Source organism: Ekhidna sp., assembly GCF_964218185.1.
In the GTDB taxonomy this organism is placed as follows: Bacteria; Bacteroidota; Bacteroidia; order Cytophagales; family Cyclobacteriaceae; genus Ekhidna.
Genome location: NZ_CAXPLV010000003.1, coordinates 105576 through 130474 on the forward strand (window position 1 = coordinate 105576; position 24899 = coordinate 130474).

Here is a 24899-nt window from a genome sequence, read left to right on the forward strand (position 1 = left end):
ACTCAAAGTCTTACTTGCCTGCCACCAGATTTACAGTCAGGTCAAAGTTATCATAGATTGTTCTGTCTCCCAGATTATCGAAGAAGCTACCTGATCCAAATCTCACATCGAATTTAGATCTATCAATGGTGATGTTGGCAGAGGCCATGATCTTTCCATCTTTTTCCTCAACTGTTGCTGGAAACTGAATTTGCTCTGTTTTTCCTTTTATGGTAATGTTTCCAATCACTTTGTATTTGCCAGGTCCTTGAGGTACTGCTCTGGTAATCACAAATGTGGAAGTTGGGTATTTTTCTACCCCGAAAAAGTCATCAGATTTAAGGTGTCCTTCTAGTTTTTCCTTTGATCCACCGGAAAGATCAAGATCTGTAATAGTAGTCATGTCAATCGTGAAAGAACCACCGGTGAGTTTTCCATCTTCCATTGCGAGTGTACCGTTTTTCAAGGCAATAGTGCCGTTATGCTGCCCTGTTACTTTCTTACCCACCCATTCTACAGTACTCTCTGAGGTGTTTACTTTGTAATCTTTTGCTTCGCCACTTACTAGCGCTGCGAAAACAATAAATGCTTTAATCATGGTTTTTTGTATTTATTTTTCTTCAAATTAAATGTACATACATTAAATGTACAAGCATATAACGCCTCAACTCCAAAATTGTTCCATAATTTTGAAGAAAATTTGAATAATCGGTCAAATTGATATTTTATTGAGTGGCTTTTGAAAAAGAGATAGATGTTTCGACAGACTCAACATAACCGTGCAAGGTGAAAAATGGTTTGTCATATTGCACCTGCCTGCGGTAAGGCAGGTTTTTCGAAGTATCTATCAATTGAATATCAAATCCTTTATTTAGGCCAAATGGCCAAATTGATTAAAACTTGAGAATATGATTGAGGTAGGGAATACGTTGGTTTCGGATGATGTGATAGAGGAAGCATTTGTTTGTGACTTAACGAAGTGCAAGGGTGCCTGCTGTGTGGAGGGAGACCTGGGTGCACCACTTTTGGAGGAGGAACTGGAGGAGATAGACAAGGTGATAGAGATGGTGAAGCCATACCTGACAAAAGAAGCCATTGCTGTGCTGGAAAAGGAGGGAGGCTACTTGTTGGACGAAGATGGGGACCTGTCTACTACCACGATCAATGGAAAAGAATGTGCCTTCGCCTTTTATGATGAGAATAAAATTCTGAAGTGCAGCATCGAACAAGCACATAAAGAAGGGAAAACGGATTTTAAGAAGCCTATCTCATGCCACTTATATCCTATTCGCATTTCTAAGCTCCCGGACTTTGAAGCACTCAATTATGACCGCTGGCAGATTTGCTCTCCTGCCTGTGACCTGGGCAAAGAACTGAAAGTGCCCGTGTATAAATTCTTGAAGGACGCCCTGATTCGAAAGTATGGTGAGGACTGGTATAAGGAGTTGGAGGAGAAGGTTTATGACTTCAAAAAATACCCCTAAATAGGTATTTCGACTCACTCATTTTTTCAATTATTTTATTGTGTTAATTGAAAAAAGGTACAATGAGATATTCTTTAATCATACTCACTTTAGGGGTACTTGCTTCTGTCGTTAATGCTCAGGAGGTAATTTCTTCCCAAGGAGATTCATATTCACAAGTGAATGGAAGTATTGATTTTACGATCGGTGAAGTAGTAACTAATACATTAACTGGAGACAATGGTTATCTGACTCAGGGATTTCATCAAAGCACATTGACGATTTCTGAGGTGCTGGGTTATCAAGAACATGAAATATCAATATTTCCCAATCCTTCTATGAATGTGCTATATATCAATAGTAGTGAATTTAAGGATGTTGACTACACTCTCTATGATTCTAAGGGGAAAATTGTACTTCAGAGTAGGCTCTCAGAATCTCAAACTCAAATTCAAGTTCACGAATTAGGTGCTGGAGTTTACTCATTGATTCTGAGAAGCGAGTCATCCATTTTGAAAAGTTTTAAAATCATAAAATCCAATAACTAATCAATCATGAACTGTCTTTACACACCAATTTTTGAAACTATGACTTTAAAAAAACTCTTATTCACATTGACTATTGTAGTTTCGATCTGTTCATATGGTCAGGCTCCAGAAGGATTTAAATATCAGGCTGTAGTTAGAGGAAATGACGGAGCGCCGATGAGTAATGAGGCTGTTGGAATTAAAATTACGCTACGTCAGGGAACAGCCAACGGAACATCGGTATATGCTGAGACTTTTACACCAACGACCAATGACCATGGATTAGTTAATATTCAGATTGGAAGCGGTACTTCAAGTGATGATTTTTCAACTATTGATTGGGAAAATGGACCATTCTTCATTGAGACTGCTGTGGATCTTTCGGGTGGCACAAACTATGATGTTATGGGAGCTAGTCAGCTGTTAAGTGTACCTTATGCATTGCATGCAAAAACTGCTGAAAGTGTAATTGCAGATTTAGTTGATGATGCGGATAATGACCCGACTAACGAAATTCAAACTATTAGCCGAATAGGTACTACAGTAACTCTAAGCAATGGAGGTGGATCATATGCTGATAGTGTAGGAGTATATACAGCCGGAAGCGGAATAGAGATAACAGATAATGTGATTAGTGTATCTGAATCAGAGACTGAACATTATGTGGGTGAGTTTTTTGGTGGTGGAATTGTGATACATGTTGATCATACCGGACAGCACGGGTTGATTATGAGTCTTGAGGATTTAAGTACTTCAGCTCAAGCGGGAACATTTTCTTCGAATTCTCCCTGGGATGGAGCATCCAATACCTCTGATGCTTTAGCTGGTTCTGCAGCTGGTTCCGGGGTGGTTCTTTGTTCTGATTATGATGCAGGTGGATTCACTGATTGGTATCTGCCATCAAGAGACGAAATGCGCATCATAGTAAATAATCTCTATGAAGTGAATAAAGCATTAGATTCAGATGGAGATCCATTAACAACAATTATTTTTGAGGGACTTTATCACACATCCTCACATAAGGCAAGTTCCGGTCATTATTACTACAACTTTACACTCAACAGTGGATATCACTATAATAATGGTGGTTCAGAGTCAGCTAATGGTTACATAAGAGCCGTTAGGGCATTTTAAAATACTCTATCTCTGTTACCTAAGAAAAAATAAAAACCCTCACTGTTTCCAATGAGGGTTTATATCTCTAAAGACTATTTCTTATTTAAGAACGCTAAAGTCCCAGGTATCCAGGTACTTTGTAGTGAAGTTACCAGACTTAAACGCTTTGTCGTCCATCATCGCAAGATGGAAAGGAATGGTTGTTTTGATTCCTTCAATCACTGTCTCCTCCAACGCGCGCTTCATTTTAATGATCGCTTCTTCTCTTGTCTGTGCACTCACGATTAGTTTACCGATCATAGAATCGTAAAAAGGAGGGATGGTGTAGCCTGCATATACATGACTGTCAATCCGCACTCCATGTCCACCCGGGAAGTGAAGGTTAGTGATCTTACCTGGGCTTGGTCGGAAGCCATTCGCGGGATCTTCCGCATTAATTCTAACCTCGATTGAGTGAAGCTGAGGATAGTAGTTTCTTCCCGAAATCTTCTCACCTGCAGCAACTTTGATCTGCTCTTTAATCAGGTCGTAATCAGTTACTTCCTCTGTAATTGGGTGCTCCACCTGGATACGAGTGTTCATCTCCATAAAGTAGAACTCTCCGTGCTTATCCACAAGAAACTCAACGGTTCCGGCTCCTTCGTATTTAATCGCTTCAGCACCTTTAATTGCAGCAGCACCCATCTTTTCTCTTAGTTCCTGAGATACGATAGGGGAAGGAGTTTCTTCAATGAGCTTTTGGTGTCTTCGCTGGATGGAGCAATCTCGCTCAGACAGGTGACAAGCCTTTCCTGTGCTGTCGCCCACGATCTGAATCTCCACATGTCTCGGCTCCTCCACAAACTTCTCCATGTACATGCCGTCATTCCCGAAAGAAGCTGCTGCTTCCTGACGGGCACTATCCCATGCTTTTTTGAATTCGCTCTCTTCTTTGATGAGGCGCATACCCTTACCACCCCCACCGGCGGTAGCTTTGATCATCACAGGGTATCCAATTTCTTTTGCAAGACTCATTCCTTGCTCTGCGGACTCCAAAAGACCCTCAGATCCTGGCACAACAGGAACTCCGGCAGCAATCATGGTCGCCTTCGCAGTTGCCTTGTCTCCCATCTTGCTGATCATCTCCTCACTAGCACCGATGAACTTAATTTTGTTCTCCGCACACACTCGAGAAAATTCTGCGTTTTCTGAAAGGAATCCATATCCAGGATGGATAGCATCCGCATTGGTTACTTCTGCAGCAGCAATGATATTTGGGATCTTAAGATAGGAATCTTTACTGGCGGCCGGGCCTATACACACTGCCTCATCAGCAAATCGAACATGCAAGCTATCCGCATCAGCTTTGGAATAAACAGCCACCGTCTTGATGCCCATTTCCTTGCAGGTACGGATAATACGTAATGCAATCTCGCCTCGATTGGCAATCAAAATCTTCTTAAACATAGTGCTGTTGTTTTACGATGGATCAACTAGGAAAAGCGGCTGGTCGTATTCAACTGGTTGAGCATTATCAACCAATACTTTTACGATTTTACCTGACACTTCCGACTCGATTTCGTTGAAAAGCTTCATGGCTTCAATGATACAAACTGTATCGCCAGCCTTAATTGAGCTTCCTACTTCTACAAATGCAGGAGACTCAGGGTTTGCGGATCGATAGAATGTACCGATCATAGGGGATTTTATTTCTACAAGGTTGCCATCTGAAGCGGGAGCACTTCCACCACCATCCGCTGCTGGAGCAGGTGCCGGTGCTGCCTGAGGTGCTGGAGCAGGAGCAGCTTGAGGCATAGGTGCCGGTGCTGCCATCGCAGGAGCAGAAGCGATCACATGCTGCTCTGCACTTCGCTTGATGCTTACCTTAAAATTTTCAGTTTCAATATTTACTTCTTCCAAGCCTGACTCGGAAAGAAAATTGATCAATTCTTGAATTTCTTTGGCCTTCATAGGTTAATTGTTGATTAAAAAAATCTTGAGAACTAAGGTAATTAATTTCTTTTAGGGAGCGAGTAAATTATTTAACTCGCTCTACATAGGTGCCATCAACAGTATTGATCTTGATGACTTCATCCTGCTCTATAAACATTGGCACCTGGATAGTTGCTCCTGTTTCTACCATAGCATTTTTCGTTGCGTTCGTAGCAGTGTTGCCTTTCACGCCAGGATCAGCTTGCGTCACTGTCATGATCACATGTTGTGGCAATTCACAGCTCAGAATTTTTTCTTCTTCAGCATGGAAAAGGATTTCGACCTCCTGTCCATCTTTCAGAAATTTAGGAGCATTGATCAGGGATTCCTGCACGGCCACCTGCTCATAGGTGTTGGTGTCCATGCAGTGGTAGCCCATATCATCTTTGTAAAGGAACTGATAGGGTCTTCGCTCTACACGTGCGGTGGTGATTTTGTGACCGGCAGAGAACGTATTGTCTATCACTTTACCGGTGGTAATGCTTTTGAGTTTGGTTCGTACGAAAGCAGGACCCTTTCCTGGCTTTACGTGCTGAAATTCCACTACACTAAACAGATCATGATTAAACTCTATCACCAATCCATTTTTGATATCTGCTGTAGTTGCCATTTTGGAATGTTAATTATTTGGTTATTCTTGATTTTGATGAGGCATATCTTTTATATCTTCCTCACGGGTACCGCGGTTATTTAGGATCGTAAGCCCATTTCACCCAGATCGCTCCCCAGGTAAATCCACCACCAAAGGCGGCAAGGATCAGATTGTCACCTTTTCTCAGTTTGCTCTCGTAATCAAATAAGCACAGAGGAATGGTGCCACTTGTTGTGTTTCCATACTCCTCAATATTGAGCATTACTTTCTCATCGCTTACTCCCATTCGATTAGCAGTTGCGTCAATGATTCGTTTGTTGGCTTGATGAGGTACAAGGTAAGCTACATCTTCGGCAGTAAGATTGTTTCGTTCCATCACCTGAGCAGCCACGTCTGCCATATTCTTTACTGCAAACTTGAATACAGTTGAGCCCTCTTGATAAGCAAAGTGCTCTCTGTTTTTAACAGTCTCCTCTGTTGCAGGTCTACGGCTACCTCCAGCCTTCATGTGCAGGAATGGCTCACCTGAACCGTCAGATTTTAGAACCGAGTCTTTGATTCCATAGTCTTCCTCGGTAGGCTCCAGCATCACAGCACCAGCCCCATCACCAAAAATGATGCAGGTAGCTCTGTCGGTATAATCTACAATGGAGGACATCTTGTCCGCTCCAATGACTACCACCTTTTTGTACTTGCCTGTCTCAATGAACTGAGAGCCAGTGGCCAGGGCATAGAGAAATCCAGAACATGCTGCCTGGATATCGTAACCAAATGCATTGACTGCTCCAATCTGGTTGGAGATGATGTTTGCAGTTGCAGGAAAAACCATATCTGGTGTAGTGGTTGCACAGATCACCAGATCGATATCTTCCGCTTTGGTATTGGTTTTTTTCAAGAGTCCTTCCACGGCTTTTACGGCCATCACGGAAGTTCCCTGATTTTCACCTTTTAATATGTGTCGTCTTTTGATGCCTGTTCTGCTGGTGATCCACTCATCGTTGGTATCCACCATCTTCTCAAGGTCTTTGTTGGTGATTACATCCTCTGGGACGTAACCATGAACGCCAGTTATGGCTGCTTGAATTTTAGGCATCTGACTTAGCTTAAGCTAAAACTTCTTTTTCCATCACTACTTTACCTTTATAGTAAAGTTTACCTTCATGCCAGAAGGCTCTGTGTGGAAGGTGAGCTTCACCTGTAGTAGGACAGATCACAAAGCTCTTTGGAGTAGCTTTATAATGCGTTCTTCTCTTGTCTCTTCTGGTTTTCGAAATCTTTCGTTTTGGATGCGCCATCTTCTTTTCTCTATCTAAATTTTTCTTATTTCAATTTTTTCAGGGCTTCCCATCTGGGATCAGTGCTTTCTTCCTGTGATTCTCCTGCAGTTTCAGAAACGTAAATCATCTCGTCGCTTTCAGGTTGGCCTTTGAATTTTGGATGAAGTTTTTTCATCGGTATTTCAAGACTGATTGATTCGTACAAGAACGATGCGATATTGATTTGTTGCTCACCTTTAAGGATGACAAATACATCTTCACTTAGCTCTTTCTCCTCGTCACCGTATTTGTAAATGATTTCCTTGTTTACCGAAACTGGGAAATCAAAAAGCTCCAAACTTCTGTCACATTCCAGCTCAATGGTGCCTTCAATCTTCAAATCGAGGGTAATCATTGAGTCCGTTTTTGTCAAAATCACATCACAAGTGCCTTTGCCCTTGCTCACCAGGCTGTTTTCAAAATGAGTGAAGAAATCATCATTAAAGGTGAAATTGAAGTCGTGAGTACTGTTGCTCAGGCCAAAAATCTCAATCTTGAACTCTTTCAATTCCTTCATTTCCGTCCACTTCCCGGTAAAGACCCGCAAATTTAGATAGAATCCAAGTACTACAAAAGCTTTATGAATTACTTTTCATCAGCACTCTCGCACTGATTTTCATTTCGCTGGCGAATAATGTCATTTGCCAGGTAGAGTGCATTGCGAAAAGAGGTCTCGTCGGCTTCATTTTTCCCCGCTATCGCAAAGGCTGTTCCGTGATCTGGAGATGTGCGTACGAATGGAAGTCCTGCTGTGTAATTAATGCCTTCCTCGAAGGCCAGTGTCTTGAAAGGAATGAGCCCCTGATCGTGATACATGGTCAGCACTCCATCATATTGCTTGTAAGTCTGCATACCAAAAAATCCATCGGCAGGGAAAGGGCCAGCAACTATGTGATGACCTGCCTTTAATTCATTGATGGCAGGCAAGATGACTTTCTCCTCTTCATCACCCAGTAGTCCATTTTCTCCGGCATGTGGGTTGAGACCTAAAACTGCAATTCTTGGTTTTTTAATACCGAAATCCTTCTGCAAAGACTTGATCATTTTTTGCAGCTTGAAAACAATCTTTTCTTTGGTCACTTTTTCGCTCACTTGCTTCAAAGGAATGTGCCCCGTCACCACACCCACTCTGAGTGTATCATGAACCAGAAACATGAGGCTGTCATTTTCTCCGGCTTCCTGAGTAAGGTATTCAGTATGGCCAGGAAATTTGAAATCATCCGACTGAACTAAATCTTTACTTAAAGGTGCCGTAGTTATAGCATCAATCTTTCCCTCTTTTAAATCTTGGACAGCACTTTGTAAAGAGAGAACAGCATATTTTCCACCAATTTCATTGGCTTGGCCGGGAGTTATTTCTACAGCTTCATCCCATACGTTTAATACATTGACTTTTTTGTGAAAAATCTTGTCGATGGATGAAATCTGCTGATAGTTGAAGTTTTCTTTGTCTAGTTGTTTGCGGTAAAACGATATCACCTTTGCTGATCCGTATATAACAGGAGTGAACTGCTTTAGAATTCTGTTGTCTTCCAGTGACTTGATAATCACCTCCGGGCCAATCCCATTTACGTCACCAAGAGTGATTCCAATGACAGGTTTGTTTTTTTTGCTTGACGATTCCCCCATTTGCAGTATACTTAAATCGAAATTGAATCAGTACTGAAGAGTGCAAATATAAACGGAGCATAAGTTGGCAGGCGTAAAACCAAAGAAACATTTAGGGCAACATTTTTTGAAGGATGAAAACATCGCTTTGAAGATTGTGGAAGCTCTGAAGAATATAGAAAATCTCCCTGTTTTGGAGATAGGTCCCGGTACAGGTGTGCTTACCAAATATTTGCTGGAAAAACCAAGCTGGGAGTTTTACGCATTGGATGTAGACTTAGAGTCTATTGATTATTTAAAGTCCACCTATCCCGATCATGGAGAGCGATTTCAATTTCAGGATTACCTGAAATATGATGTGCCGTTTGAACGATTCAATGTAATAGGGAATTTCCCTTACAACATTTCTTCACAGTTGTTCTTTAAAATCTGGGACGACCGGGACAAGGTGGATGAAGTCGTTTGCATGATTCAGAAGGAGGTAGCGGATCGGATTTGCGAAAAGGAAGGATCAAAAACGTATGGCATCCTGAGCGTGTTGCTGCAGGCATTTTTTGATATTGAGTATTTGTTCAAAGTTCCCCCAGGGGTATTCAACCCGCCCCCCAAGGTTCAGTCCGCCGTAATTAGGTTAAAGCGAAATAATGTAGCTCAATTATCATGTGATGAAAAGCTATTCAAACGAGTGGTGAAGTCCGGTTTTGGGAAGCGGAGGAAGACCTTGCGCAACGCCCTAAAAGACCTAAATTTGCCTGACGCTGTGACTAGCCTCGATGTGATGAACAAGCGGGCAGAGCAGCTATCTGTTCAAGATTTTATCTCTCTGACTGAAAAAATCACCTGACATGGAAGCTTTGATGCCTTTTGAGTTATCCGTCGAATTCAAAGACCGATTTCAGCAAGCGCTGGATGAGCAGGATGAGGCGTTCATTAAATCTTCACTTGATGGAGTAAACCCGGCTGATATTTCTGCCCTGCTGGACGAGTTTGACTCTCAGGAATGCAAGTATGTTTTTGACCTGTTGCCTCCGGAGGTAGGAGCCAGAATACTCGAAGATCTGGAAGAAGATGTTCGGGAGGCATTTATCAAGGAATTTTCTGCACCTGATCTGGCCGCCTTTGTTGAGTTGATGGACTCAGATGATGGTACAGATATTCTCTACGAAATGGGTGTGGCTGACCGGAATGAGGTGATTCGTGAAATCTCTGATGAAGAGAAGGCCTCCAACCTTATGGAACTCTTGGAGTATGATGAGGATGTCGCCGGGGGACTCATGGCAAAGGAGCTAATCAAAGCCAACCTAAACTGGAGTATTTCGCAGTGTATAGAAGAGATCAGGCTTCAGGCAGAAAATGTGCAGAAAATCTACTCGGTTTATGTGGTAGACGATAAAGATAACCTACTTGGCAAAGTGGGAATAAAGAATTTGATCCTTGCCAAGGCAGGATCTAAAGTGGCACATATCTACGATGATCAAATCATTTCAGTAGAAACCTCAACCTCAGAAGAAGAGGTGGCCAGCATCATGCAGAAGTATGATTTGGAGGCTGTGCCGGTAGTCAATGCTCGTGGGAAGCTAGTAGGGCGAATCACTATAGATGACGTCATAGATGTCATTCGTGAAAACGCAGAGGAGGAAAGGCAACTCATGACAGGGGTGAGCTCCGATGTGGAGGAAGATGATACGGTGTGGAAAATCTCACGTGCGCGTTTGCCATGGCTCATCATCGGGATGGCAGGCGGTTTGGTAGGGGCACAGTTTATGGGATTTTTCAAGGATGAAATCATCATCGTGCCGGCACTTGCATTTTTTATTCCGCTTATTACTGCATCTGGGGGTAACGTAGGTATTCAATCTTCATCCATCGTAGTGCAGAGTTTGGCCAACCCAAATGTTTTTGCAGATAGCATGTGGAAAAGGTTATTAAAAGTCTTTATGGTAGCCATTGTCAATGGGGCCATTCTTTCCCTTATGGTTTTTGGAGCTGTGATCTTGTTTATGCGTGAGCAACCTCTGGCTGCTACTGTTGCTATTGCGCTTTTTGCCGTCGTGCTTTTAGCCTCTTTTATGGGCACGGTGACCCCTTTGGTCTTAAATCGCTTTGGAGTGAATCCGGCACTGGCCTCCGGTCCGTTTATAACTACTACGAACGATTTGTTGGGTTTGGCTGTCTATTTCTCGACAGCACACCTATTGTATAACTTATGACGACCGAAAAGCGAATACTTATCGCCGATGATATGCACGAAACGATCATCCCACTCTTGAAGGAGCAGGGGTATGATCCTGTGTACTTACCTGTGATTGATCGGGAAGGCATTTTGAAGATACTTCATGAGTTTGAAGGGCTGATTCTTCGCAGCAAGACCGCTGTGGATAAGGAGCTGGTAGATGCTGGCCCAAATTTAAAATTTGTAGCTCGGGCTGGTGCAGGGATGGATAAAGTGGATCAAGACTATCTGAATACAAGGGGGATCAAAGCAATCAACGCGCCGGAAGGAAACAGGGATGCGCTCGGTGAGCACGCACTGGGGCTTTTGCTCTCGCTACTACATAAAATTTCAACTTCCTATGACGAAATAAGACAAGGTACGTGGAATCGTGAGGGCAATCGGGGCATAGAGCTGAAAGGAAAGGTGGTGGGCATCTATGGTGTTGGAAACATGGGGATGTCCTTTGCCGAAAAGCTTAGAGGTTTAGATTGTGAGATACTTGGATTTGATAAGTTCAAGGGTACTTTTCCCGGTGACTTCATTAAAAATGTAGAGCTGGATGAGCTCATGGAGCGTACAGAAATTCTTAGCATTCACATTCCACTCAACGAAGAAACAAGGCAGCTTTTCAATGAAACCTATTTACGAAAGTTTAAAAATCTGAAAGTACTGATCAATACAGCTCGTGGGGAAATTCTGAGCACGGATGCATTGATTCAACTTTTAGAGGAGGGCACGCTTTGGGGTGCTGGATTGGATGTGCTGGAAAATGAAAAGCTGGAAAGTCTCACAGAGCAGGAAAGAGCTCAGATTCAAAAGCTTACTTCATTTTCAAATGTGCTCATTTCACCACATGTAGGTGGGTGGACGTTCGAATCTTACCAGCGTATCAGTGAAGTGATTGCACAAAAAATCAGCGAAGAGCTTTAGGCTGATTTTGTTATTAAGGGGCAAATTCTATATATATTTGCATCATCAAAATAAGACAACACGAAGAAACGGCTTCACTGTGAGGCCGTTATTTTTTGTTTAAAGGGGTAAGAACAATTATGGCAGTTAATTACTACACAAAGGAGGGACTTGATAAGCTCAAAGCGGAATTGAACGAACTCAAGACCAAGGGAAGAGCCAACATGGCAAAGCAAATAGCTGAGGCTCGTGACAAGGGAGACTTGAGTGAAAATGCTGAGTACGATGCGGCTAAGGAAGCTCAGGGGCTTTTGGAGTTAAAAATTTCCAAGCTGGAAACAGTGGTAGGGGATGCTCGTGTAATTGATGAGTCATCAATCGATACGTCCAAGGTGTCTATTCTTTCCACCGTAAAAATCAAGAACAAAAAGAACAATATGGAGGTGACCTATCAGCTGGTGGCTGAGGAGGAGGCTGACCTGAAGAGCGGTAAGATTTCCGTACAATCTCCAATTGGGAAAGGGTTGCTGGGCAAGAAGAAAGGCGAGAAAGCCATGATCAAGGTGCCTGCCGGTGATATCGAATTTGAAATTCTGGACATCACCGTCTGATGGCGAGCATCTTTACTAAAATCATAGAGCGAGAAATCCCTGCACACATCGTAGCAGAGGATGACAACTACTTGGCTTTTTTGGACATTAACCCACTAACGGAGGGACACACGCTGGTAATCCCAAAGAAAGAAGTGGACTACATTTTTGATCTGGACGATGATACCTTGGCTGGATTGCACTTGTTTGCAAAGAAAGTAGCAGCAGGAATAGAGTCTGTGATCAAGTGCGAACGTATAGGGGTGACAGTGATGGGACTGGAGGTGCCTCACGCACACATTCACCTGATACCTATGCAGACCATGGACGACATGAACTTTGCCAACATGAAGCTCTCCCCGAGCAATGAAGAAATGGCAGAGACAGCTCGCAAGATTAGCGAAGCGGTTAAGTAAGTTAGAGATTAGATTTTTGGATATTTGGAACCCACCGGAAGGTGGGTTTTTTTGTTTGCTGGTTAGAGGAGAGTAGTACTCTCATTGTCAGTCTGAGGCTCTCGAAGACGACATTATCTTATCTCTGTAAGCGATGCTTAAGTCAGGTAATTTGCTCCAGTCCCTATTTATGAGTGCTTCCTTCTTTTCTCTTCTCCACCCTTTGACTTGCTTCTCGAAAGCTATCGCTTGATTAACGTCATGAAAATGTTCTTCAAATACTAATTGGACAGGTCTTCTTGAATAGGTGTAGGCTCTCCTGTTGAGTCTCTCATTGTGTTGAACAACCCTTTCAGAAATGTCATTTGTTACACCTACATAGTAGGAGTCATCTGAGCATTTTAAAATATATACGGTATAGTGCATTTTCTTTCCAAAATTACGCCCACTTCTCAACCCCACACCCTTCGAGTCCCTCAGGGTGACACACTCTTTTATGAAAAGGCAGAAGTACTGTCACCTCCAAAATCACTTCACCCTCCCTGGATTATCCGCAATAAACGATTTCCAGCTTTTTTTGCCGCCGCTTGGGATGCCGGATTTAGATGAATAATGATGACAGATCGCCACGGCTAGTGCATCGGTAGCATCCATCAGCTTGGGTGCATCTTCAAATTTTAACAGCATCTGGATCATATTGGCTACCTGCTCCTTGCTGGCGTTACCATTTCCGGTTACAGACTGTTTCACCTTCTTGGGTGCATACTCATGAATGGGCATGTTTCTGTTCAGGGCGGCAGCCATGGCCACTCCCTGAGCACGTCCCAGCTTCAGCATGGACTGTACATTCTTCCCGAAGAAAGGGGCCTCTAGCGCTACTTCGTCTGGTAAATATTCTTTGAGTAATTCTGTGACCCGATCAAAAATTTTCTTGAGTTTTATCTCGTGGTTTTTATACTTGCTGAGGTGGATCACCCCAAACTGGATGACGCTCATTTTTTCACCTTTGCAATGGATCAATCCATATCCCATTACATTCGTGCCTGGGTCTATTCCTAAAATGATTCGCTCTTTTATCGCCACAGGTGCAAATTAAAGTCTTTACCTAGAAGTTAAAGAAAAACCCTTCGAAAAGGAGGGAGGGTATGAAAATTTGGCGTGGTGGTGATGGGATTGTGGGCAAAGGCTTTAAAATTTTCTTGATTTTTTTGTCACTTTTTTCATCAAGGAAAAAAGTGAGAGTAAACTTGGAGACCTAAGCCTCAAGATCGAAGTGCAAAACGGAAAGAACAAGCTGTCTTTTTTAAATAAGCCTTGGCTTATTGCTATAATCAAGATTTTAATTCTCGGCGGTTGCCTGTATTTTCTGATCGTCAAATTTCATGAACAATCCATCTCATTTAAAGAGGTGATCATTCCTGATCAGTTTGCTTTCATACTGGTTGTGGTGCTTTTACTCATGATATTTAACTGGTATCTGGAGGCTCTGAGGTGGAAAGTGTCGCTCCAGCAATTCGATTCCATTTCCATGAAAAAAGCCTGGCAGGTGATACTTGGAGGACTGGCGCTCAATTGGGTGCTGCCATTTACCTCAGGCGATTTGCTGGCTCGCATTTCTCAGCAAAGGGATAAGTATCAGGCTACCTCAGCTGCTATCCTGAATCGTGGGATCATGCTTTGTTTCACGCTTGTTTTAGGATTGTATGTGCTGAGTCAGCTTGCTTTGGAGTATGAGATGAATGGCTGGTTTGCATTAGTCATCCTGATTGGAATACCAGTTTTGAGGAGGTTGTTTAAAAAGTCTGAAAGTCGATTTTTAACCTACTTTAAAGAATTACCTAAACGGTTTTTGATTCGAATCATCGGAATCTCTTTTGTGCGTTACCTGACTTTCGTGTTTCAGTTTTACTTGCTGCTCACAGCATTTCTTCCCTCACTTCCTGCTGATTCAATCATTGCAGGGATAGGTTGGATTTTCCTTGCACGTACGGCACTGCCGTTGTTTTTTGGTGGAGTAGGTGTAAGGGAGGTTTCCGGCATATTATTTTTTGAGCCTTTGGTGAGTGATCTTCAGCTAGTAATCATTCCTATTTTTCTGATCTGGGTTATCAATACGGTGGTGCCCTCACTGGTCGGGTTAGTTTTTGTCTGGCGAATGAAGCTCACCTCAAATTATTCAGGTTAACATTGCGTGATGATGATCCTGATCACGGCATTTACATTACTTCATGTCCTCTTTTACCTTCGGTTGGCACAGGGATGGAGAAAAATTCCTGCTGTGGAGAAAAGTGAGGACCTGATTCCATTTTCAGTAATTATCCCTGCCAGAAACGAGTCTGCCAATATTCAAACTATCCTTAAGAATCTGGAAAGTCAGGACTATCCGAAAGAGCTATTTGAGGTGATCGTAATTGATGACTTTTCTGAGGATGATACAGTTCAGGTTGTACAACAACTCATTGCATCCATCAATCTAAACCTTCGACTGGAGCGGCTTAGTGATCCAACAAAACAAGGTAAGAAACATGCCTTGACCGCAGGTGTAAAAGCAGCTAAGTATGAAACCATTCTCACCACGGATGCCGACTGCTGGTTTGGTGAAAGTTGGATTCGGGCATATAGTGATGCATTCAGGAAGGATGTAAATATGGTTGCAGGCCCGGTAGCCATTGAGGGAAAAGGAATTTTTGCCCGACTGCAGCAGGTGGAGTTTGCTGGATTGATCGGTTTTGGTGCGGTGACCATTTCGGAGGAAAACCCAAGCATGTGTAGTGGTGCTAATCTCGGCTTTAAGAAAACTGCTTTTGAAGAAGTTGGAGGCTACACCAATAACCTATTTACTCCGTCGGGTGATGATGAATTTTTGCTTTTCAATATCATGCGAAAGTTTCCGCATTCTACCATCTTTCTCAAATCAGGGGATGCAGTGGTGCATACTTCTGCGCATTCAAAACTTCGTTCTTTCATGAATCAGAGAACGCGATGGACGAGTAAATGGAAGTACAACAAAAACTGGAAAGTAAGAATGAGTGCCATTCTTTTCTTCCTCGACTACCTGATTTTTTATGGAGCGATTGCTGCAGCTGTTTTGGGCAAGCTTGACGCTACGTTCATCATGGGTATTGCAATCATGCGATTCATGGCTCTTCTGTTTTTTGTGTCTCCGGTGAATAGATTCATGAGGGGGAAAAGTAGCTTTTTCCCTTTGCTACTCTTCCAAATTATTTATCCGTTGCACGTTTTATTCATGGGTATGAATTCTATCTTTGGTTCATACACCTGGAAAGGAAGGAAATACGGATGACAGACGAAGAGTTTGATATAATTGACGAGCTTTATTTCGTTACAGCCTACAAAGATCTAAAGGAAGCAATTGATTTGACGGACGAGGAGCTGGCTAAAAACCTGATCGGTATGGCTAAGAAGGGATGGATCAGGGTGTATAAGAATGTGGATGAAGAGTCGGAGCTTGACCAACTGAACATGGAAAAGGACTACCAATCATATTTCTACCTTGCATCAAAAAAAGGACTATTTAAACACAACACTCAGTGAAGGAAACTTCCATTGACATAAAGGATCTACAACTCAACGCTTTGCTGGAAGTCACCCAGGCGGTAAACAACAACCTGCCTGAAGATGACCTGCTGAAAATCTACAAGTTCACGCTTCTGGCAGACCTGAAGATCAACAAACTGGCTTTGTATACGCAGCAGAATGAGAAGTGGGTGTGTAGGGTGAATTTTGGTACAAAGAATAACCTGATCGGAAGCGAGCTACCAAAGAAATATCAGGGGCTTGAAAATAAAATGGGTGTTACTGAGACCTCATTCGATGAGTTTGACTCGGTGTTCCCCGTTTATCACAAAAGCAAATTGCTGGCTGTTGTTTTCATCGAGTCGGATTCTAAACTTGGTGTTCAAAATCGATTTCTTAATGCGCTTACAAATATCATCTTGGTGGCCATTGAGAATAAACGACTGGCTCGTCAGCAGATGGAGCAGGAGGCTTATCGTCGAGAGCTTGAAATTGCCAAGAAGGTGCAAAATTTTCTATTTCCGAAAGAATTACCCAAGATCGAGCGGTTACAAATCGAGGCATTTTATCTTCCTCACCACGATGTAGGTGGAGACTACTACGACTACATTCAGATTGATGAGAATAAGTTTTTAGCCTGCATTGCGGATGTGTCCGGGAAGGGGGTGCCGGCCGCATTGTTAATGTCCAACTTTCAGGCCTCATTGCGAGCTTTGGTTCGTCAGACAAAAAGTTTAGAAGAGATCGTAACGGAGTTAAATCACAGCACTTTTGTTAGTGGTAACGCCGAAAATTTCATCACCTTTTTTGCCGGGATATATGATTTCAAGACAAAGAAGTTGGAATACATCAACTGTGGGCATAATGAAATCATCCTAAAGCATAGAAATAAGATTGAGTTGTTAAATGATGGCACCACGGTGCTGGGGATGTTTGATCCATTGCCCTTCATTGAAACAAAGCATCTGGATGGCTTGGATGAATTCTTTTTATTTACTTACACCGATGGTCTTACTGAGACATTCAATGAGGCCGATGAAGCTTTTGAGTTTGACCGATTGCTTGAGATCGTGAAGGAAGAATGCCCTGAGGATTTATCTGAGTTTCACAATCAAATTCTGAAAGCACTAAATGAGTTTAAGGGAGCAAAACCTTATCATGATGACATCACCATGCTTTCCTGCCGCATTCAAAACAAATGATTCGGTTTTATAAAACACCGTGGATTACACGAGCCTTATATTCATCTCTGACTTGGAGAATCCCGTCCAAGGATTCCATCTTTCTCACCTTTGACGATGGCCCTCATCCGGAAGCCACGTCATGGGTTTTGGATCAATTAGATCAGGTAAATGCAAAGGCTACTTTTTTTTGCCTTGGAAGAAATTTGGAAGCACATTCGGATTTAGCGGAAAACATTTTAGTGAAAGGTCATAAGCTAGGGAATCATAGCTTCAATCATTTGAAGGGTTGGAAGACTGATGATGTGGATTACCTGAATGATCTTGCTCTTTGCGATCAGCAATTGAAAACCTTGGATTCGCAAACCAGCTTATTTAGACCTCCTTATGGGAGAATCAGCAGAAGCCAATTAAAGAAACTCTCTGATAAGCAGGTAGTGATGTGGTCTCACCTCTCGTGGGATTTTGATCCCGACTTGAATGTGGAGAAGTCACTTAAAAAATTAAAACAAGCAAAGCCAGGTAGCATTCTTGTTTTCCATGATTCCGCCAAGGCTTTTAAAAACCTAAAACAGATTCTTCCGGAAATCCTTGCGCATTTTCATGCAAAAGGTCTGAAATTCGAGGCTATAAAGTCATAGCCGAATAAATGATAGACACCCACGCACACATATATCTGGAACATTTTAATGAAGATAGAGATGAGGTTATCGAGCGAGCACTCGCGCAGGGAGTAAAAAAAATACTTCTCCCCAATATTGATAGTTCGTCCATTGATTCAATGTTAGATCTAGAGGAAAAGTATCCTGATATCTGCTATCCAATGATGGGGCTTCATCCCTGTTCGGTGAAAGAGGATTTTGAAAAGGAGCTAGAGCTTGTTGAAGAGTGGCTGAATAAGCGAAAGTTTCTGGCGATTGGGGAGATGGGTACAGATCTCTATTGGGACAAGACCTTTTGGGAAGAGCAAAAGACAGCATTCCGAATTCAATGCGATCTGGCATTGAAGCATGATTTACCGATTGTGATCCATTGCAGAGAAACCATTGATGAAACCATTGATTTGGTTACTGAATATGAGGATAAGGGATTGAAAGGTGTTTTTCATTGCTTTACCGGAAGTGTCGAGCAAGGAAAGAAAATCACGGAAATGGATTTTTACTTGGGACTAGGAGGGGTGAGCACGTTCAAAAATGGAGGCATGGATCAGGTCATCCCACACCTTGATCGCTCAAAAATTATTCTTGAAACCGATAGCCCATACCTCACTCCAGCACCTCACAGAGGCAAGCGAAATGAGCCTGCATACACTGCTCTTGTTGCCGATAAAGTTGCCGACTACTTAGGACTTTCAAAAGAAGCATTGGATGAATTGACAACAGCTAATGCAAATGCGCTATTTTTCCCCTCTGAAAAGTAACAGACTTGAAATACAAGATTGTAAATATCAATGACACGGGTGATCGATCCGTTCTAATCATCTATACAGGTGGTACGTTCGGCATGATTCAGGATGCCAGCGGAGCACTTGCTCCATTCAATTTTGGAAAAGTAGTGGATCGTGTACCGGAGCTAAGGCAACTTGGTATTAAGCTTACTGTGATCTCGTTTCCCAAGCCCATCGACTCATCCAATATTGGCATTCAGGACTGGAAAGATATGGCCTACATCATTGAGGAAAATTACTCTCAATATGATGCCTTTGTCATTCTTCACGGAACGGATACAATGGCTTATTCTGCCTCTATGCTAAGCTATATGCTGCATGGTTTGAATAAGCCTGTGATTTTCACTGGGGCTCAAATGCCCATCGGCTCCATCAGATCAGATGCACGAGAGAACCTGATTACTGCTCTGGAGATTGCAGCAGCACACCATGAAGGAAGGCCCATCGTAAGTGAAGTGTGCGTTTACTTCAACCATCTTCTCCTTCGTGGTTCACGATCACAAAAATTAAGAAGTAGTACGTTTGCCGCTTTCGAGTCGGAAAATTATCCAGTGTTGGCCGAGGCTGGTATTGAGATCGAATTCAACTACTCAGCTCTAAAGCCACATGATCCGGATGCAATCTTGGAAGTAAAAAATAAGCTTGACGCAAATGTGACAATCCTGAAGATTTTCCCGGGGATAACAGAGCATGCGGTGAAAGGTATCTTGAGTGACCCCTATATCAAAGGGGTGGTACTGGAATCTTTCGGTTCGGGGAACACGATGAAGTTTGATTGGTTCATTGAGTGTCTTAGTGAGGCTATTGAGAGCGGAAAAATCATCCTGAACGTTAGTCAATGCATTGGTGGAGAGGTAGAGCAAGGGAGATACGAGACAAGTAAAAAGCTGAATGATATAGGGGTTTTAAGTGGTGGAGACATTACTACTGAGGCCGCAATCACAAAAATGATGTTTTTGTTGGGTTCCGAGTCGAAAAAAGATTCGATTGAAGAACAATTGACCTATTCGCTGGCAGGAGAAATGGATTTGTTGCCAAAAGAATAAGAATCATTACCTTGATGTTAGTATAAAACTTGCATAAAGGTATTTTTCATGATTTATTTGTAGCCCGTCAAAAAGTGGCGGCCTACAGAGAGGTGGCCGAGTGGTCGAAGGCGCACGCCTGGAAAGTGTGTATACCCCAAAAGGGTATCGAGGGTTCGAATCCCTTCCTCTCTGCGATTTTGCAGAGTCCAGGTCTCTAAAAATTCGACGATTTTTGATGAGTGGTGTGAATTTTGTGGGAATGAACATGCAAATTTGGATTTTACTAAAACTTAAATATTTAAACTAAACCGAAGACTTAACTTACAAGACTGAATTATGAAAAAGTTATTGACTCTCTTAATGTTGGCAGGTGTATTTACCTTCAGCGCTACTGCGCAAGAGTTTTCTGACTCTGATGCGGCAACTGACTCTGCAGCTGTAGACTCAGCACAAACTGAAGAAGTATACGAAGAGCCTGTAGAAGAAATCGCTGAGATCGTTGCTCCTGTAGAAGAAGAAGCTCCATCTAAAGGATTTCACCAAGTAGTAAAAGAACAATTCATTGATGGTGGACCTACTTTCATGGGTATCGTTCTTGCATGTTTGATTCTTGGTTTAGCTATCGCTATCGAAAGAATTATCCACTTGAACATGGCATCTACTAATACAAAGAAACTTTTGACAGACGTAGAGGATGCATTGAATGCTGGTGGAGCTGATGCAGCTAAAGAAGTTTGCAGAAACACAAGAGGCCCAGTAGCTTCTATCTTCACTCAGGGATTAATGAGAATGTCTGAAGGTGTAGAAATGGTTGAGAAGTCAATCATCGCTTACGGATCTGTAGAGATGGGTAAGCTTGAAAGAGGAATGATTTGGATATCTCTTTTCATCTCACTAGCACCGATGCTTGGTTTCATGGGTACAGTAATTGGTATGATCGAGGCATTCGACGCTATCGCGGAAGCTGGTGACGTATCTCCTGCACTTGTGGCTAGTGGTATTAAAGTAGCACTTTTGACTACAGTAGGTGGTTTGATTGTAGCTGTAATTCTTCAGCTTTTCTACAACTACCTTGTGTCTAAAGTAGATTCAATCGTGAACAGCATGGAAGATGCATCTATCTCTTTGGTAGACCTTCTTGTGAAGCACAATCTTTCTAAGTAATCTAAAAATAGATTAGACTATGGTTGATGTAGGATTATTTATATCATATATACTCATTGGTGTTTGCGTTCTTGCAGCAGTAGGAATGCCACTAATGAAGGCAATGGGAGACCCGGATTCGTTGAAGAAGATGGGAATGGGAGTAGGAGCACTTGTTGTGGTTTTTATCGTGTCATTCGTTTTGGCAGATGGAACTCCTCAGGGTGACGCTTCTGCTACTACAGCAAAAATGGTAGGAGCAGGACTCACTACTTTTTATATACTGGCAATCGCAGCGATTGGCGGAATTGTTTACACAGAAATTAAAAAAGCAGCTGAATAATGGCGAGGAATAAAGATAGAGGCACTCCGGAAGTGAGTTCAGGCTCTATGGCGGACATTGCCTTCCTTTTGCTCATTTTCTTCCTGGTTACCACCACGATAGCAAATGACAAAGGGATCTTGATGACACTGCCTCCTCCACCAGATCAAGAACAAGAGCAAATTGATATTCCTGAACGAAATATTTTCAAAATATTAGCCAACTCGAATGATCAGCTTTTGGTGGAAAATGAGCCATATACGAAACCTATTTCCGAGTTAAAAGAGGAGATTAAGGAGTTTGTTTTAAATTTTGGTAACCCGAATCAGGAAGGTATTGATACTTACAATAGCTTACCTACTCATATGAAAGCCAGAGCAAAACAACGTCCTGAATCTTCAGATCATCCAGGAAAGGCAATTGTTTCTTTTAAGGCAAATAGAGGTACTAGCTATGATTTGTATATTCAGATCATGGATGCTGCTCATGCTGCCTACAATGAAATTTATGCTGAGCGTGTTGGCTTAACCGCTCAGGAGTTTTTGGAGCTTGATCAAAGCAAGGACGTAGAGAAGAGAATGTATCTCCAAGGACGTGCTGGAATTCCTAAGGCGATTTCAATTGCAGAACCAGATAAATAGATGTACTATGTCGAAGTTTAAGAAAAATTCAAAAGCATCTCAGGATATACCTACGGCAGCATTGCCGGACATTATCTTCATGCTTCTATTCTTCTTCATGGTAACTACTGTGATGAGAGAGCAGGAAATTCTTGTGAAGCAGGTTTTGCCTAAAGCGGAACAGCTTTCTAAAATCCAGAAGAAGTCATTGGTGAGTCATATTTACATCGGAGAGCCGAAAAATATTGGCACATATGGTGAAGAGCCAAGGATTCAAACCAATGATGTATTCATGGAGCCTGATGAGTTGACGCTTTTTGTAAACCAGGAAAAGGATAAACTTTCTGAGGCAGAACGTGATCGTATCACGATGGCACTCAATATTGACAATGAAGTGAAGATGGGTATAGTGTCTGACGTTGAGCAAACATTGAGAAAGTCAAACGCAAGAAAGATTCTTTACAAATCCCTAAGAGGAGTTAAAGATTAATAACTTTTATAATTCAGATATTAAGCCTCAATCATTTGATTGGGGCTTTTTTTATTGCTAATTATTTAGTTGCTTTTTCTTCTCTTTTAACCACTCGTCATATTCTTTCTTTGCTTCCTCTAGTGCGTTTTCCAGTTCCTTTTTAGTTGCTTTTCTAAGCTTGTCCGCTTCATCAATTATTTTTTCTCGCTGCTTTTTCATCTCCCTCAGCGCAGATTCTATTTCTCTTTTTGCATCTTCAGCAGCTTCCTTTGACTCTTCCTTCATCTCCTGTATCTTTTCCTCCAGTTCTCTCTGCTCCTCTTCAAATCTTTCTAAAGCATCCTCTCTCTCAGATTCTTTCTCATTTTCCTGTGTGTTGCAGGAGAGAAAACATATCCCCATCAACACTATTGTGATGTATTTCATGGTTTTACTTTTTACGTAAAGGTAGGGCTAAGCGCTTACTTTCTTTGGGTTGAGGTAGGGAGCCCAATCATCTCGATATACTCCTGTATTCATCTTTAGGAAAGAGATATATGATGGCTTGACCGGAGCTTTTAATAATTTCATTCCAACACTATCTAGCGTGTAATCGCTTTTTTTAGAGTTACACTTTTTACATGCCGTTACCAGGTTTGTCCATGTAGACTTGCCACCCTTGGAGCGAGGAATTACATGATCGATTGTGAGATTTTTGTGCGTGCCACAGTACTGGCATTTACCTCCATCTCTTTTAAAGATATTGTGTCTACTCATCACCACTCCTTTATAAGGAATGCTGATGTAGTATTTGACTTTGATGACTGAGGGGAAAGGAAAAGACTGACTGATAGATCTCAATCTTTTGTCTTTGATTTCGGTGATAAGATCTGCTTTTTTAAGAAACATAAGCATAAATGCACGTTGTACTGAACACACGGTCAGGGGTGTGTAGTCTTGATTGAGTACCAGTACAGAATTCATGCTAATCATATCTTCATGCGTTCTAATTCACGTTTCTGATCTTTCTTTTTAATGCTATCTCGCTTGTCATAGATTTTCTTTCCTTTGGCTAATGCAATTTCCAGTTTAGCCAGTCCTCTACTGTTGATGTAAATTCGAAGAGGAACAATCGTTAAGCCTTTCTCCTCCATCTTAGCCTTGAACTTATCGAGCTCACGTTTCTTAAGTAGCAACTTCCGGTCTCTGGTCATATCATGACTTTCGAAACTAGCCTGAGAGTAAGGTGAGATGTTCATACCTTTTACATAAAGCTCTTCTTTTTTGAAATAGCAGTATGCCTCTTGAATGCTTGCTTTACCTTCACGTAGCGATTTGATCTCCGTGCCTTTCAGCATAATCCCTGCCTCCACTTTTTCCACAAATTCATACTCATAACCGGCCTTTCGGTTTTTGATCTGAATGTTGTTCGAAAATCTGCTCTTATCCTTACTCATAGGTTAAATATAAAATATCATTAACTAAAATGGCATTCTGGGTAACGGGCTATCACTCAGTTTACCAAAAGCCTGCTTTTCATATAGCAAGTGTCCACTGATCGCGATCATGCCTGCATTGTCTGTGCAATACTGAAAATCCGGGATGAATACTTCCCAGCTGCGATTTGTAGCCTCATTGTTCAATGCATTTCTAAGTCCACTATTGGCTGAGACACCCCCAGCAATTGCAATTTGTTTTATATCCTCCATTTCTGCTGCTTTGATGAGCTTATTCATAAGCATCGAAATCAAAGTATGTTGAATGCTGGCCGCTAAATCATTGATGTTTTCCCGAATGAAATTCTCATTCAGCTTCATCTCTTTCCTTAGAAAGTAAAGAATTGAAGTCTTGATTCCGCTAAAAGAATAATCCAGCTCTGGCATTTCAGATTCCGCAAACTCAAATTTGAGCGGATCACCTTCCTTAGCAAGTTTATCTATCATTGGTCCGCCGGGGTAAGGAAGACCCAAAAGCTTAGCGGCCTTATCAAATGCTTCACCCACTGCATCGTCCTTTGTTTGACCTAAAATGATCATCTCTGTAGGGCTATTCACGCGAAGAATTTGGGTGTGCCCTCCACTTACAGTGAGGCAGATAAACGGATATTTGGGTTTGGGATCATCAATAAAATGAGCCAACACATGTGCTTTCATGTGATGAATAGGAATCAAAGGAATGTCAAGTGAGGCGGCCATAGATTTGGCGAAACTAGACCCAATCAGCAGCGCTCCGAGCAAACCGGGCCCTCTGGTATAGGCAATCCCATCAAGCTCACTTGCGTTTATTCCAGCATTATCCAAAACATGCTGAACAACTGGCACGATATTTCTTTGATGTTCACGCGAGGCGAGTTCTGGCACAACACCTCCGTACTGCTCATGAATTGTTTGATTAGCAATCTCATTATTGATTACTTTGCCGTTGATACAAACAGATGCTGAAGTTTCGTCGCAAGAGGACTCTATACCAAGAATAACCGCCACCGTTTT

Annotated in this window: 33 protein-coding genes and 1 tRNA gene; 20 read left to right on the forward strand and 14 right to left on the reverse strand. The window is 42.2% G+C overall.

What is annotated here, in order from left to right:
* Nucleotides 1-10 precede the first annotated feature (10 nt).
* A complete protein-coding gene (locus ACEQZT_RS03595) occupies nucleotides 11-577 on the reverse strand; it encodes a YceI family protein (protein WP_370087319.1) in 567 nt (188 codons plus the stop codon).
* A 310-nt stretch (nucleotides 578-887) separates the two neighbouring features.
* Here ACEQZT_RS03595 and ACEQZT_RS03600 point away from each other — a divergent pair, with 310 nt between their 5' ends.
* The 3 genes from ACEQZT_RS03600 (at nucleotide 888) to ACEQZT_RS03610 (ending at nucleotide 3103) form a co-directional block, all read left to right on the forward strand.
* Nucleotides 888-1463: a DUF3109 family protein gene (locus ACEQZT_RS03600; protein ID WP_370087321.1), complete on the forward strand. Its 576-nt coding sequence runs from the start codon at nucleotides 888-890 to the stop codon at nucleotides 1461-1463.
* Between the two features lie 62 nt (nucleotides 1464-1525).
* Entirely contained in the window at nucleotides 1526-1990 is a 465-nt protein-coding gene (locus ACEQZT_RS03605) for a T9SS type A sorting domain-containing protein (RefSeq protein WP_370087323.1), read from the forward strand.
* 39 nt (nucleotides 1991-2029) lie between these two features.
* On the forward strand, nucleotides 2030-3103 hold the full coding sequence (locus ACEQZT_RS03610; RefSeq protein WP_370087325.1) for a hypothetical protein: 1074 nt from the start codon (nucleotides 2030-2032) through the stop codon (nucleotides 3101-3103).
* Nucleotides 3104-3184: 81 nt separating this feature from the next.
* On the opposite strand, the gene accC is transcribed toward ACEQZT_RS03610, so the two are convergent.
* From accC to pdxA, 7 genes are all read right to left on the reverse strand, one after another.
* Nucleotides 3185-4531, reverse strand: a complete 1347-nt coding sequence (gene accC, locus ACEQZT_RS03615) for an acetyl-CoA carboxylase biotin carboxylase subunit (RefSeq protein ID WP_370087327.1) — start codon at nucleotides 4529-4531, stop codon at nucleotides 3185-3187.
* A gap of 12 nt (nucleotides 4532-4543) precedes the next feature.
* The gene (accB, locus tag ACEQZT_RS03620; protein ID WP_370087329.1) at nucleotides 4544-5035 is read right to left on the reverse strand and encodes an acetyl-CoA carboxylase biotin carboxyl carrier protein; all 492 of its coding nucleotides are present in this window, start codon (nucleotides 5033-5035) and stop codon (nucleotides 4544-4546) included.
* A gap of 67 nt (nucleotides 5036-5102) precedes the next feature.
* Complete coding sequence (efp, locus tag ACEQZT_RS03625; RefSeq protein WP_370087331.1) at nucleotides 5103-5666, reverse strand: elongation factor P; 564 nt, start codon at nucleotides 5664-5666, stop codon at nucleotides 5103-5105.
* 76 nt (nucleotides 5667-5742) lie between these two features.
* Nucleotides 5743-6741, reverse strand: coding sequence for a beta-ketoacyl-ACP synthase III (locus tag ACEQZT_RS03630; protein WP_370087333.1), 999 nt, complete (start codon nucleotides 6739-6741; stop codon nucleotides 5743-5745).
* Between the two features lie 10 nt (nucleotides 6742-6751).
* Nucleotides 6752-6943 carry a 50S ribosomal protein L32 gene (gene rpmF / locus ACEQZT_RS03635; RefSeq protein WP_089356102.1) on the reverse strand — a complete coding sequence of 64 codons (192 nt, stop codon included), beginning with the start codon at nucleotides 6941-6943 and terminating at the stop codon, nucleotides 6752-6754.
* Between the two features lie 25 nt (nucleotides 6944-6968).
* Nucleotides 6969-7481 carry a DUF177 domain-containing protein gene (locus ACEQZT_RS03640; RefSeq protein ID WP_370087335.1) on the reverse strand — a complete coding sequence of 171 codons (513 nt, stop codon included), beginning with the start codon at nucleotides 7479-7481 and terminating at the stop codon, nucleotides 6969-6971.
* A 68-nt stretch (nucleotides 7482-7549) separates the two neighbouring features.
* Nucleotides 7550-8593 carry a 4-hydroxythreonine-4-phosphate dehydrogenase PdxA gene (pdxA, locus tag ACEQZT_RS03645; RefSeq protein WP_370087337.1) on the reverse strand — a complete coding sequence of 348 codons (1044 nt, stop codon included), beginning with the start codon at nucleotides 8591-8593 and terminating at the stop codon, nucleotides 7550-7552.
* A 64-nt stretch (nucleotides 8594-8657) separates the two neighbouring features.
* Between pdxA and rsmA the strand changes: the two genes are divergently transcribed.
* From rsmA to ACEQZT_RS03670, 5 genes are all read left to right on the forward strand, one after another.
* Entirely contained in the window at nucleotides 8658-9416 is a 759-nt protein-coding gene (gene rsmA, locus ACEQZT_RS03650) for a 16S rRNA (adenine(1518)-N(6)/adenine(1519)-N(6))-dimethyltransferase RsmA (RefSeq protein WP_370087339.1), read from the forward strand.
* Between the two features lies 1 nt (nucleotide 9417).
* Nucleotides 9418-10782, forward strand: a complete 1365-nt coding sequence (gene mgtE / locus ACEQZT_RS03655; RefSeq protein ID WP_370087341.1) for a magnesium transporter — start codon at nucleotides 9418-9420, stop codon at nucleotides 10780-10782.
* Nucleotides 10779-11717: an NAD(P)-dependent oxidoreductase gene (locus ACEQZT_RS03660; RefSeq protein WP_370087343.1), complete on the forward strand. Its 939-nt coding sequence runs from the start codon at nucleotides 10779-10781 to the stop codon at nucleotides 11715-11717. Before mgtE ends, ACEQZT_RS03660 begins: the two co-directional genes overlap by 4 nt.
* A 119-nt stretch (nucleotides 11718-11836) precedes the next feature.
* A complete protein-coding gene (gene greA / locus ACEQZT_RS03665; RefSeq protein ID WP_370087345.1) occupies nucleotides 11837-12307 on the forward strand; it encodes a transcription elongation factor GreA in 471 nt (156 codons plus the stop codon).
* Entirely contained in the window at nucleotides 12307-12702 is a 396-nt protein-coding gene (locus ACEQZT_RS03670) for an HIT family protein (protein WP_370087347.1), read from the forward strand. The genes greA and ACEQZT_RS03670 overlap by 1 nt, the downstream gene beginning before the upstream one ends.
* Before the next feature lie 87 nt (nucleotides 12703-12789).
* Here the strand turns inward: ACEQZT_RS03670 and ACEQZT_RS03675 are convergent, their stop codons facing one another.
* Both ACEQZT_RS03675 and ruvC read right to left on the reverse strand, forming a co-directional pair.
* Nucleotides 12790-13107: a GIY-YIG nuclease family protein gene (locus ACEQZT_RS03675; protein ID WP_370087349.1), complete on the reverse strand. Its 318-nt coding sequence runs from the start codon at nucleotides 13105-13107 to the stop codon at nucleotides 12790-12792.
* A 102-nt stretch (nucleotides 13108-13209) separates the two neighbouring features.
* Nucleotides 13210-13764, reverse strand: a complete 555-nt coding sequence (ruvC, locus tag ACEQZT_RS03680) for a crossover junction endodeoxyribonuclease RuvC (RefSeq protein WP_370087351.1) — start codon at nucleotides 13762-13764, stop codon at nucleotides 13210-13212.
* 190 nt (nucleotides 13765-13954) lie between these two features.
* Here ruvC and ACEQZT_RS03685 point away from each other — a divergent pair, with 190 nt between their 5' ends.
* From ACEQZT_RS03685 to ACEQZT_RS03740, 12 genes are all read left to right on the forward strand, one after another.
* Nucleotides 13955-14866 carry a lysylphosphatidylglycerol synthase domain-containing protein gene (locus ACEQZT_RS03685; protein ID WP_370087353.1) on the forward strand — a complete coding sequence of 304 codons (912 nt, stop codon included), beginning with the start codon at nucleotides 13955-13957 and terminating at the stop codon, nucleotides 14864-14866.
* A gap of 9 nt (nucleotides 14867-14875) precedes the next feature.
* Entirely contained in the window at nucleotides 14876-15985 is a 1110-nt protein-coding gene (locus ACEQZT_RS03690) for a glycosyltransferase (protein WP_370087355.1), read from the forward strand.
* Entirely contained in the window at nucleotides 15982-16236 is a 255-nt protein-coding gene (locus ACEQZT_RS03695) for a hypothetical protein (protein ID WP_370087357.1), read from the forward strand. Before ACEQZT_RS03690 ends, ACEQZT_RS03695 begins: the two co-directional genes overlap by 4 nt.
* Nucleotides 16233-17420 carry a PP2C family protein-serine/threonine phosphatase gene (locus tag ACEQZT_RS03700; RefSeq protein ID WP_370087359.1) on the forward strand — a complete coding sequence of 396 codons (1188 nt, stop codon included), beginning with the start codon at nucleotides 16233-16235 and terminating at the stop codon, nucleotides 17418-17420. Before ACEQZT_RS03695 ends, ACEQZT_RS03700 begins: the two co-directional genes overlap by 4 nt.
* Entirely contained in the window at nucleotides 17417-18040 is a 624-nt protein-coding gene (locus ACEQZT_RS03705) for a polysaccharide deacetylase family protein (RefSeq protein ID WP_370087361.1), read from the forward strand. The genes ACEQZT_RS03700 and ACEQZT_RS03705 overlap by 4 nt, the downstream gene beginning before the upstream one ends.
* Nucleotides 18041-18048: 8 nt before the next feature.
* Nucleotides 18049-18819, forward strand: a complete 771-nt coding sequence (locus ACEQZT_RS03710; protein WP_370087363.1) for a TatD family hydrolase — start codon at nucleotides 18049-18051, stop codon at nucleotides 18817-18819.
* Between the two features lie 5 nt (nucleotides 18820-18824).
* Complete coding sequence (locus ACEQZT_RS03715; RefSeq protein ID WP_370087365.1) at nucleotides 18825-19892, forward strand: asparaginase; 1068 nt, start codon at nucleotides 18825-18827, stop codon at nucleotides 19890-19892.
* A gap of 86 nt (nucleotides 19893-19978) precedes the next feature.
* Nucleotides 19979-20066, forward strand: a tRNA-Ser gene (locus ACEQZT_RS03720).
* Between the two features lie 144 nt (nucleotides 20067-20210).
* Entirely contained in the window at nucleotides 20211-21038 is an 828-nt protein-coding gene (locus tag ACEQZT_RS03725; protein WP_370087367.1) for a MotA/TolQ/ExbB proton channel family protein, read from the forward strand.
* A gap of 19 nt (nucleotides 21039-21057) precedes the next feature.
* Nucleotides 21058-21360: a hypothetical protein gene (locus ACEQZT_RS03730; RefSeq protein ID WP_370087369.1), complete on the forward strand. Its 303-nt coding sequence runs from the start codon at nucleotides 21058-21060 to the stop codon at nucleotides 21358-21360.
* On the forward strand, nucleotides 21360-21980 hold the full coding sequence (locus tag ACEQZT_RS03735; protein ID WP_370087370.1) for an ExbD/TolR family protein: 621 nt from the start codon (nucleotides 21360-21362) through the stop codon (nucleotides 21978-21980). The genes ACEQZT_RS03730 and ACEQZT_RS03735 overlap by 1 nt, the downstream gene beginning before the upstream one ends.
* Before the next feature lie 7 nt (nucleotides 21981-21987).
* A complete protein-coding gene (locus ACEQZT_RS03740) occupies nucleotides 21988-22449 on the forward strand; it encodes an ExbD/TolR family protein (protein WP_370087371.1) in 462 nt (153 codons plus the stop codon).
* 57 nt (nucleotides 22450-22506) lie between these two features.
* Here the strand turns inward: ACEQZT_RS03740 and ACEQZT_RS03745 are convergent, their stop codons facing one another.
* The 4 genes from ACEQZT_RS03745 to tsaD are packed head-to-tail and all read right to left on the reverse strand — an operon-like array spanning nucleotide 22507 to nucleotide 24893.
* Nucleotides 22507-22857, reverse strand: a complete 351-nt coding sequence (locus ACEQZT_RS03745) for a hypothetical protein (protein WP_370087373.1) — start codon at nucleotides 22855-22857, stop codon at nucleotides 22507-22509.
* 27 nt (nucleotides 22858-22884) lie between these two features.
* Nucleotides 22885-23394, reverse strand: coding sequence for an HNH endonuclease (locus ACEQZT_RS03750; RefSeq protein ID WP_370087375.1), 510 nt, complete (start codon nucleotides 23392-23394; stop codon nucleotides 22885-22887).
* 5 nt (nucleotides 23395-23399) lie between these two features.
* Nucleotides 23400-23867: an SsrA-binding protein SmpB gene (gene smpB / locus ACEQZT_RS03755; protein ID WP_370087377.1), complete on the reverse strand. Its 468-nt coding sequence runs from the start codon at nucleotides 23865-23867 to the stop codon at nucleotides 23400-23402.
* A 24-nt stretch (nucleotides 23868-23891) separates the two neighbouring features.
* Nucleotides 23892-24893 (reverse strand): tRNA (adenosine(37)-N6)-threonylcarbamoyltransferase complex transferase subunit TsaD, encoded by a 1002-nt coding sequence (gene tsaD / locus ACEQZT_RS03760; RefSeq protein ID WP_370087379.1) that lies wholly within the window; start codon nucleotides 24891-24893, stop codon nucleotides 23892-23894.
* Between the last annotated feature and the right edge of the window lie 6 nt (nucleotides 24894-24899).

Coding starts and splice junctions, on each gene's coding strand:
- ACEQZT_RS03710 (WP_370087363.1), top strand. CDS start 18,049: ATGATAGACACCCACGCACACATATATCTGGAACATTTTAATGAAGAT.
- pdxA (WP_370087337.1), bottom strand. CDS start 8,593: ATGGGGGAATCGTCAAGCAAAAAAAACAAACCTGTCATTGGAATCACT.
- accB (WP_370087329.1), bottom strand. CDS start 5,035: ATGAAGGCCAAAGAAATTCAAGAATTGATCAATTTTCTTTCCGAGTCA.
- ACEQZT_RS03670 (WP_370087347.1), top strand. CDS start 12,307: ATGGCGAGCATCTTTACTAAAATCATAGAGCGAGAAATCCCTGCACAC.
- greA (WP_370087345.1), top strand. CDS start 11,837: ATGGCAGTTAATTACTACACAAAGGAGGGACTTGATAAGCTCAAAGCG.
- ACEQZT_RS03695 (WP_370087357.1), top strand. CDS start 15,982: ATGACAGACGAAGAGTTTGATATAATTGACGAGCTTTATTTCGTTACA.
- ACEQZT_RS03730 (WP_370087369.1), top strand. CDS start 21,058: ATGGTTGATGTAGGATTATTTATATCATATATACTCATTGGTGTTTGC.
- smpB (WP_370087377.1), bottom strand. CDS start 23,867: ATGAGTAAGGATAAGAGCAGATTTTCGAACAACATTCAGATCAAAAAC.
- mgtE (WP_370087341.1), top strand. CDS start 9,418: ATGGAAGCTTTGATGCCTTTTGAGTTATCCGTCGAATTCAAAGACCGA.
- ACEQZT_RS03605 (WP_370087323.1), top strand. CDS start 1,526: ATGAGATATTCTTTAATCATACTCACTTTAGGGGTACTTGCTTCTGTC.
- ACEQZT_RS03690 (WP_370087355.1), top strand. CDS start 14,876: ATGATGATCCTGATCACGGCATTTACATTACTTCATGTCCTCTTTTAC.
- rpmF (WP_089356102.1), bottom strand. CDS start 6,943: ATGGCGCATCCAAAACGAAAGATTTCGAAAACCAGAAGAGACAAGAGA.
- ACEQZT_RS03600 (WP_370087321.1), top strand. CDS start 888: ATGATTGAGGTAGGGAATACGTTGGTTTCGGATGATGTGATAGAGGAA.
- ACEQZT_RS03735 (WP_370087370.1), top strand. CDS start 21,360: ATGGCGAGGAATAAAGATAGAGGCACTCCGGAAGTGAGTTCAGGCTCT.
- ACEQZT_RS03640 (WP_370087335.1), bottom strand. CDS start 7,481: ATGAAGGAATTGAAAGAGTTCAAGATTGAGATTTTTGGCCTGAGCAAC.
- ACEQZT_RS03745 (WP_370087373.1), bottom strand. CDS start 22,857: ATGAAATACATCACAATAGTGTTGATGGGGATATGTTTTCTCTCCTGC.
- ACEQZT_RS03595 (WP_370087319.1), bottom strand. CDS start 577: ATGATTAAAGCATTTATTGTTTTCGCAGCGCTAGTAAGTGGCGAAGCA.
- ACEQZT_RS03705 (WP_370087361.1), top strand. CDS start 17,417: ATGATTCGGTTTTATAAAACACCGTGGATTACACGAGCCTTATATTCA.
- ACEQZT_RS03750 (WP_370087375.1), bottom strand. CDS start 23,394: ATGAATTCTGTACTGGTACTCAATCAAGACTACACACCCCTGACCGTG.
- ACEQZT_RS03610 (WP_370087325.1), top strand. CDS start 2,030: ATGACTTTAAAAAAACTCTTATTCACATTGACTATTGTAGTTTCGATC.
- efp (WP_370087331.1), bottom strand. CDS start 5,666: ATGGCAACTACAGCAGATATCAAAAATGGATTGGTGATAGAGTTTAAT.
- ACEQZT_RS03675 (WP_370087349.1), bottom strand. CDS start 13,107: ATGCACTATACCGTATATATTTTAAAATGCTCAGATGACTCCTACTAT.
- ACEQZT_RS03740 (WP_370087371.1), top strand. CDS start 21,988: ATGTCGAAGTTTAAGAAAAATTCAAAAGCATCTCAGGATATACCTACG.
- ACEQZT_RS03660 (WP_370087343.1), top strand. CDS start 10,779: ATGACGACCGAAAAGCGAATACTTATCGCCGATGATATGCACGAAACG.
- ACEQZT_RS03630 (WP_370087333.1), bottom strand. CDS start 6,741: ATGCCTAAAATTCAAGCAGCCATAACTGGCGTTCATGGTTACGTCCCA.
- accC (WP_370087327.1), bottom strand. CDS start 4,531: ATGTTTAAGAAGATTTTGATTGCCAATCGAGGCGAGATTGCATTACGT.
- ACEQZT_RS03725 (WP_370087367.1), top strand. CDS start 20,211: ATGAAAAAGTTATTGACTCTCTTAATGTTGGCAGGTGTATTTACCTTC.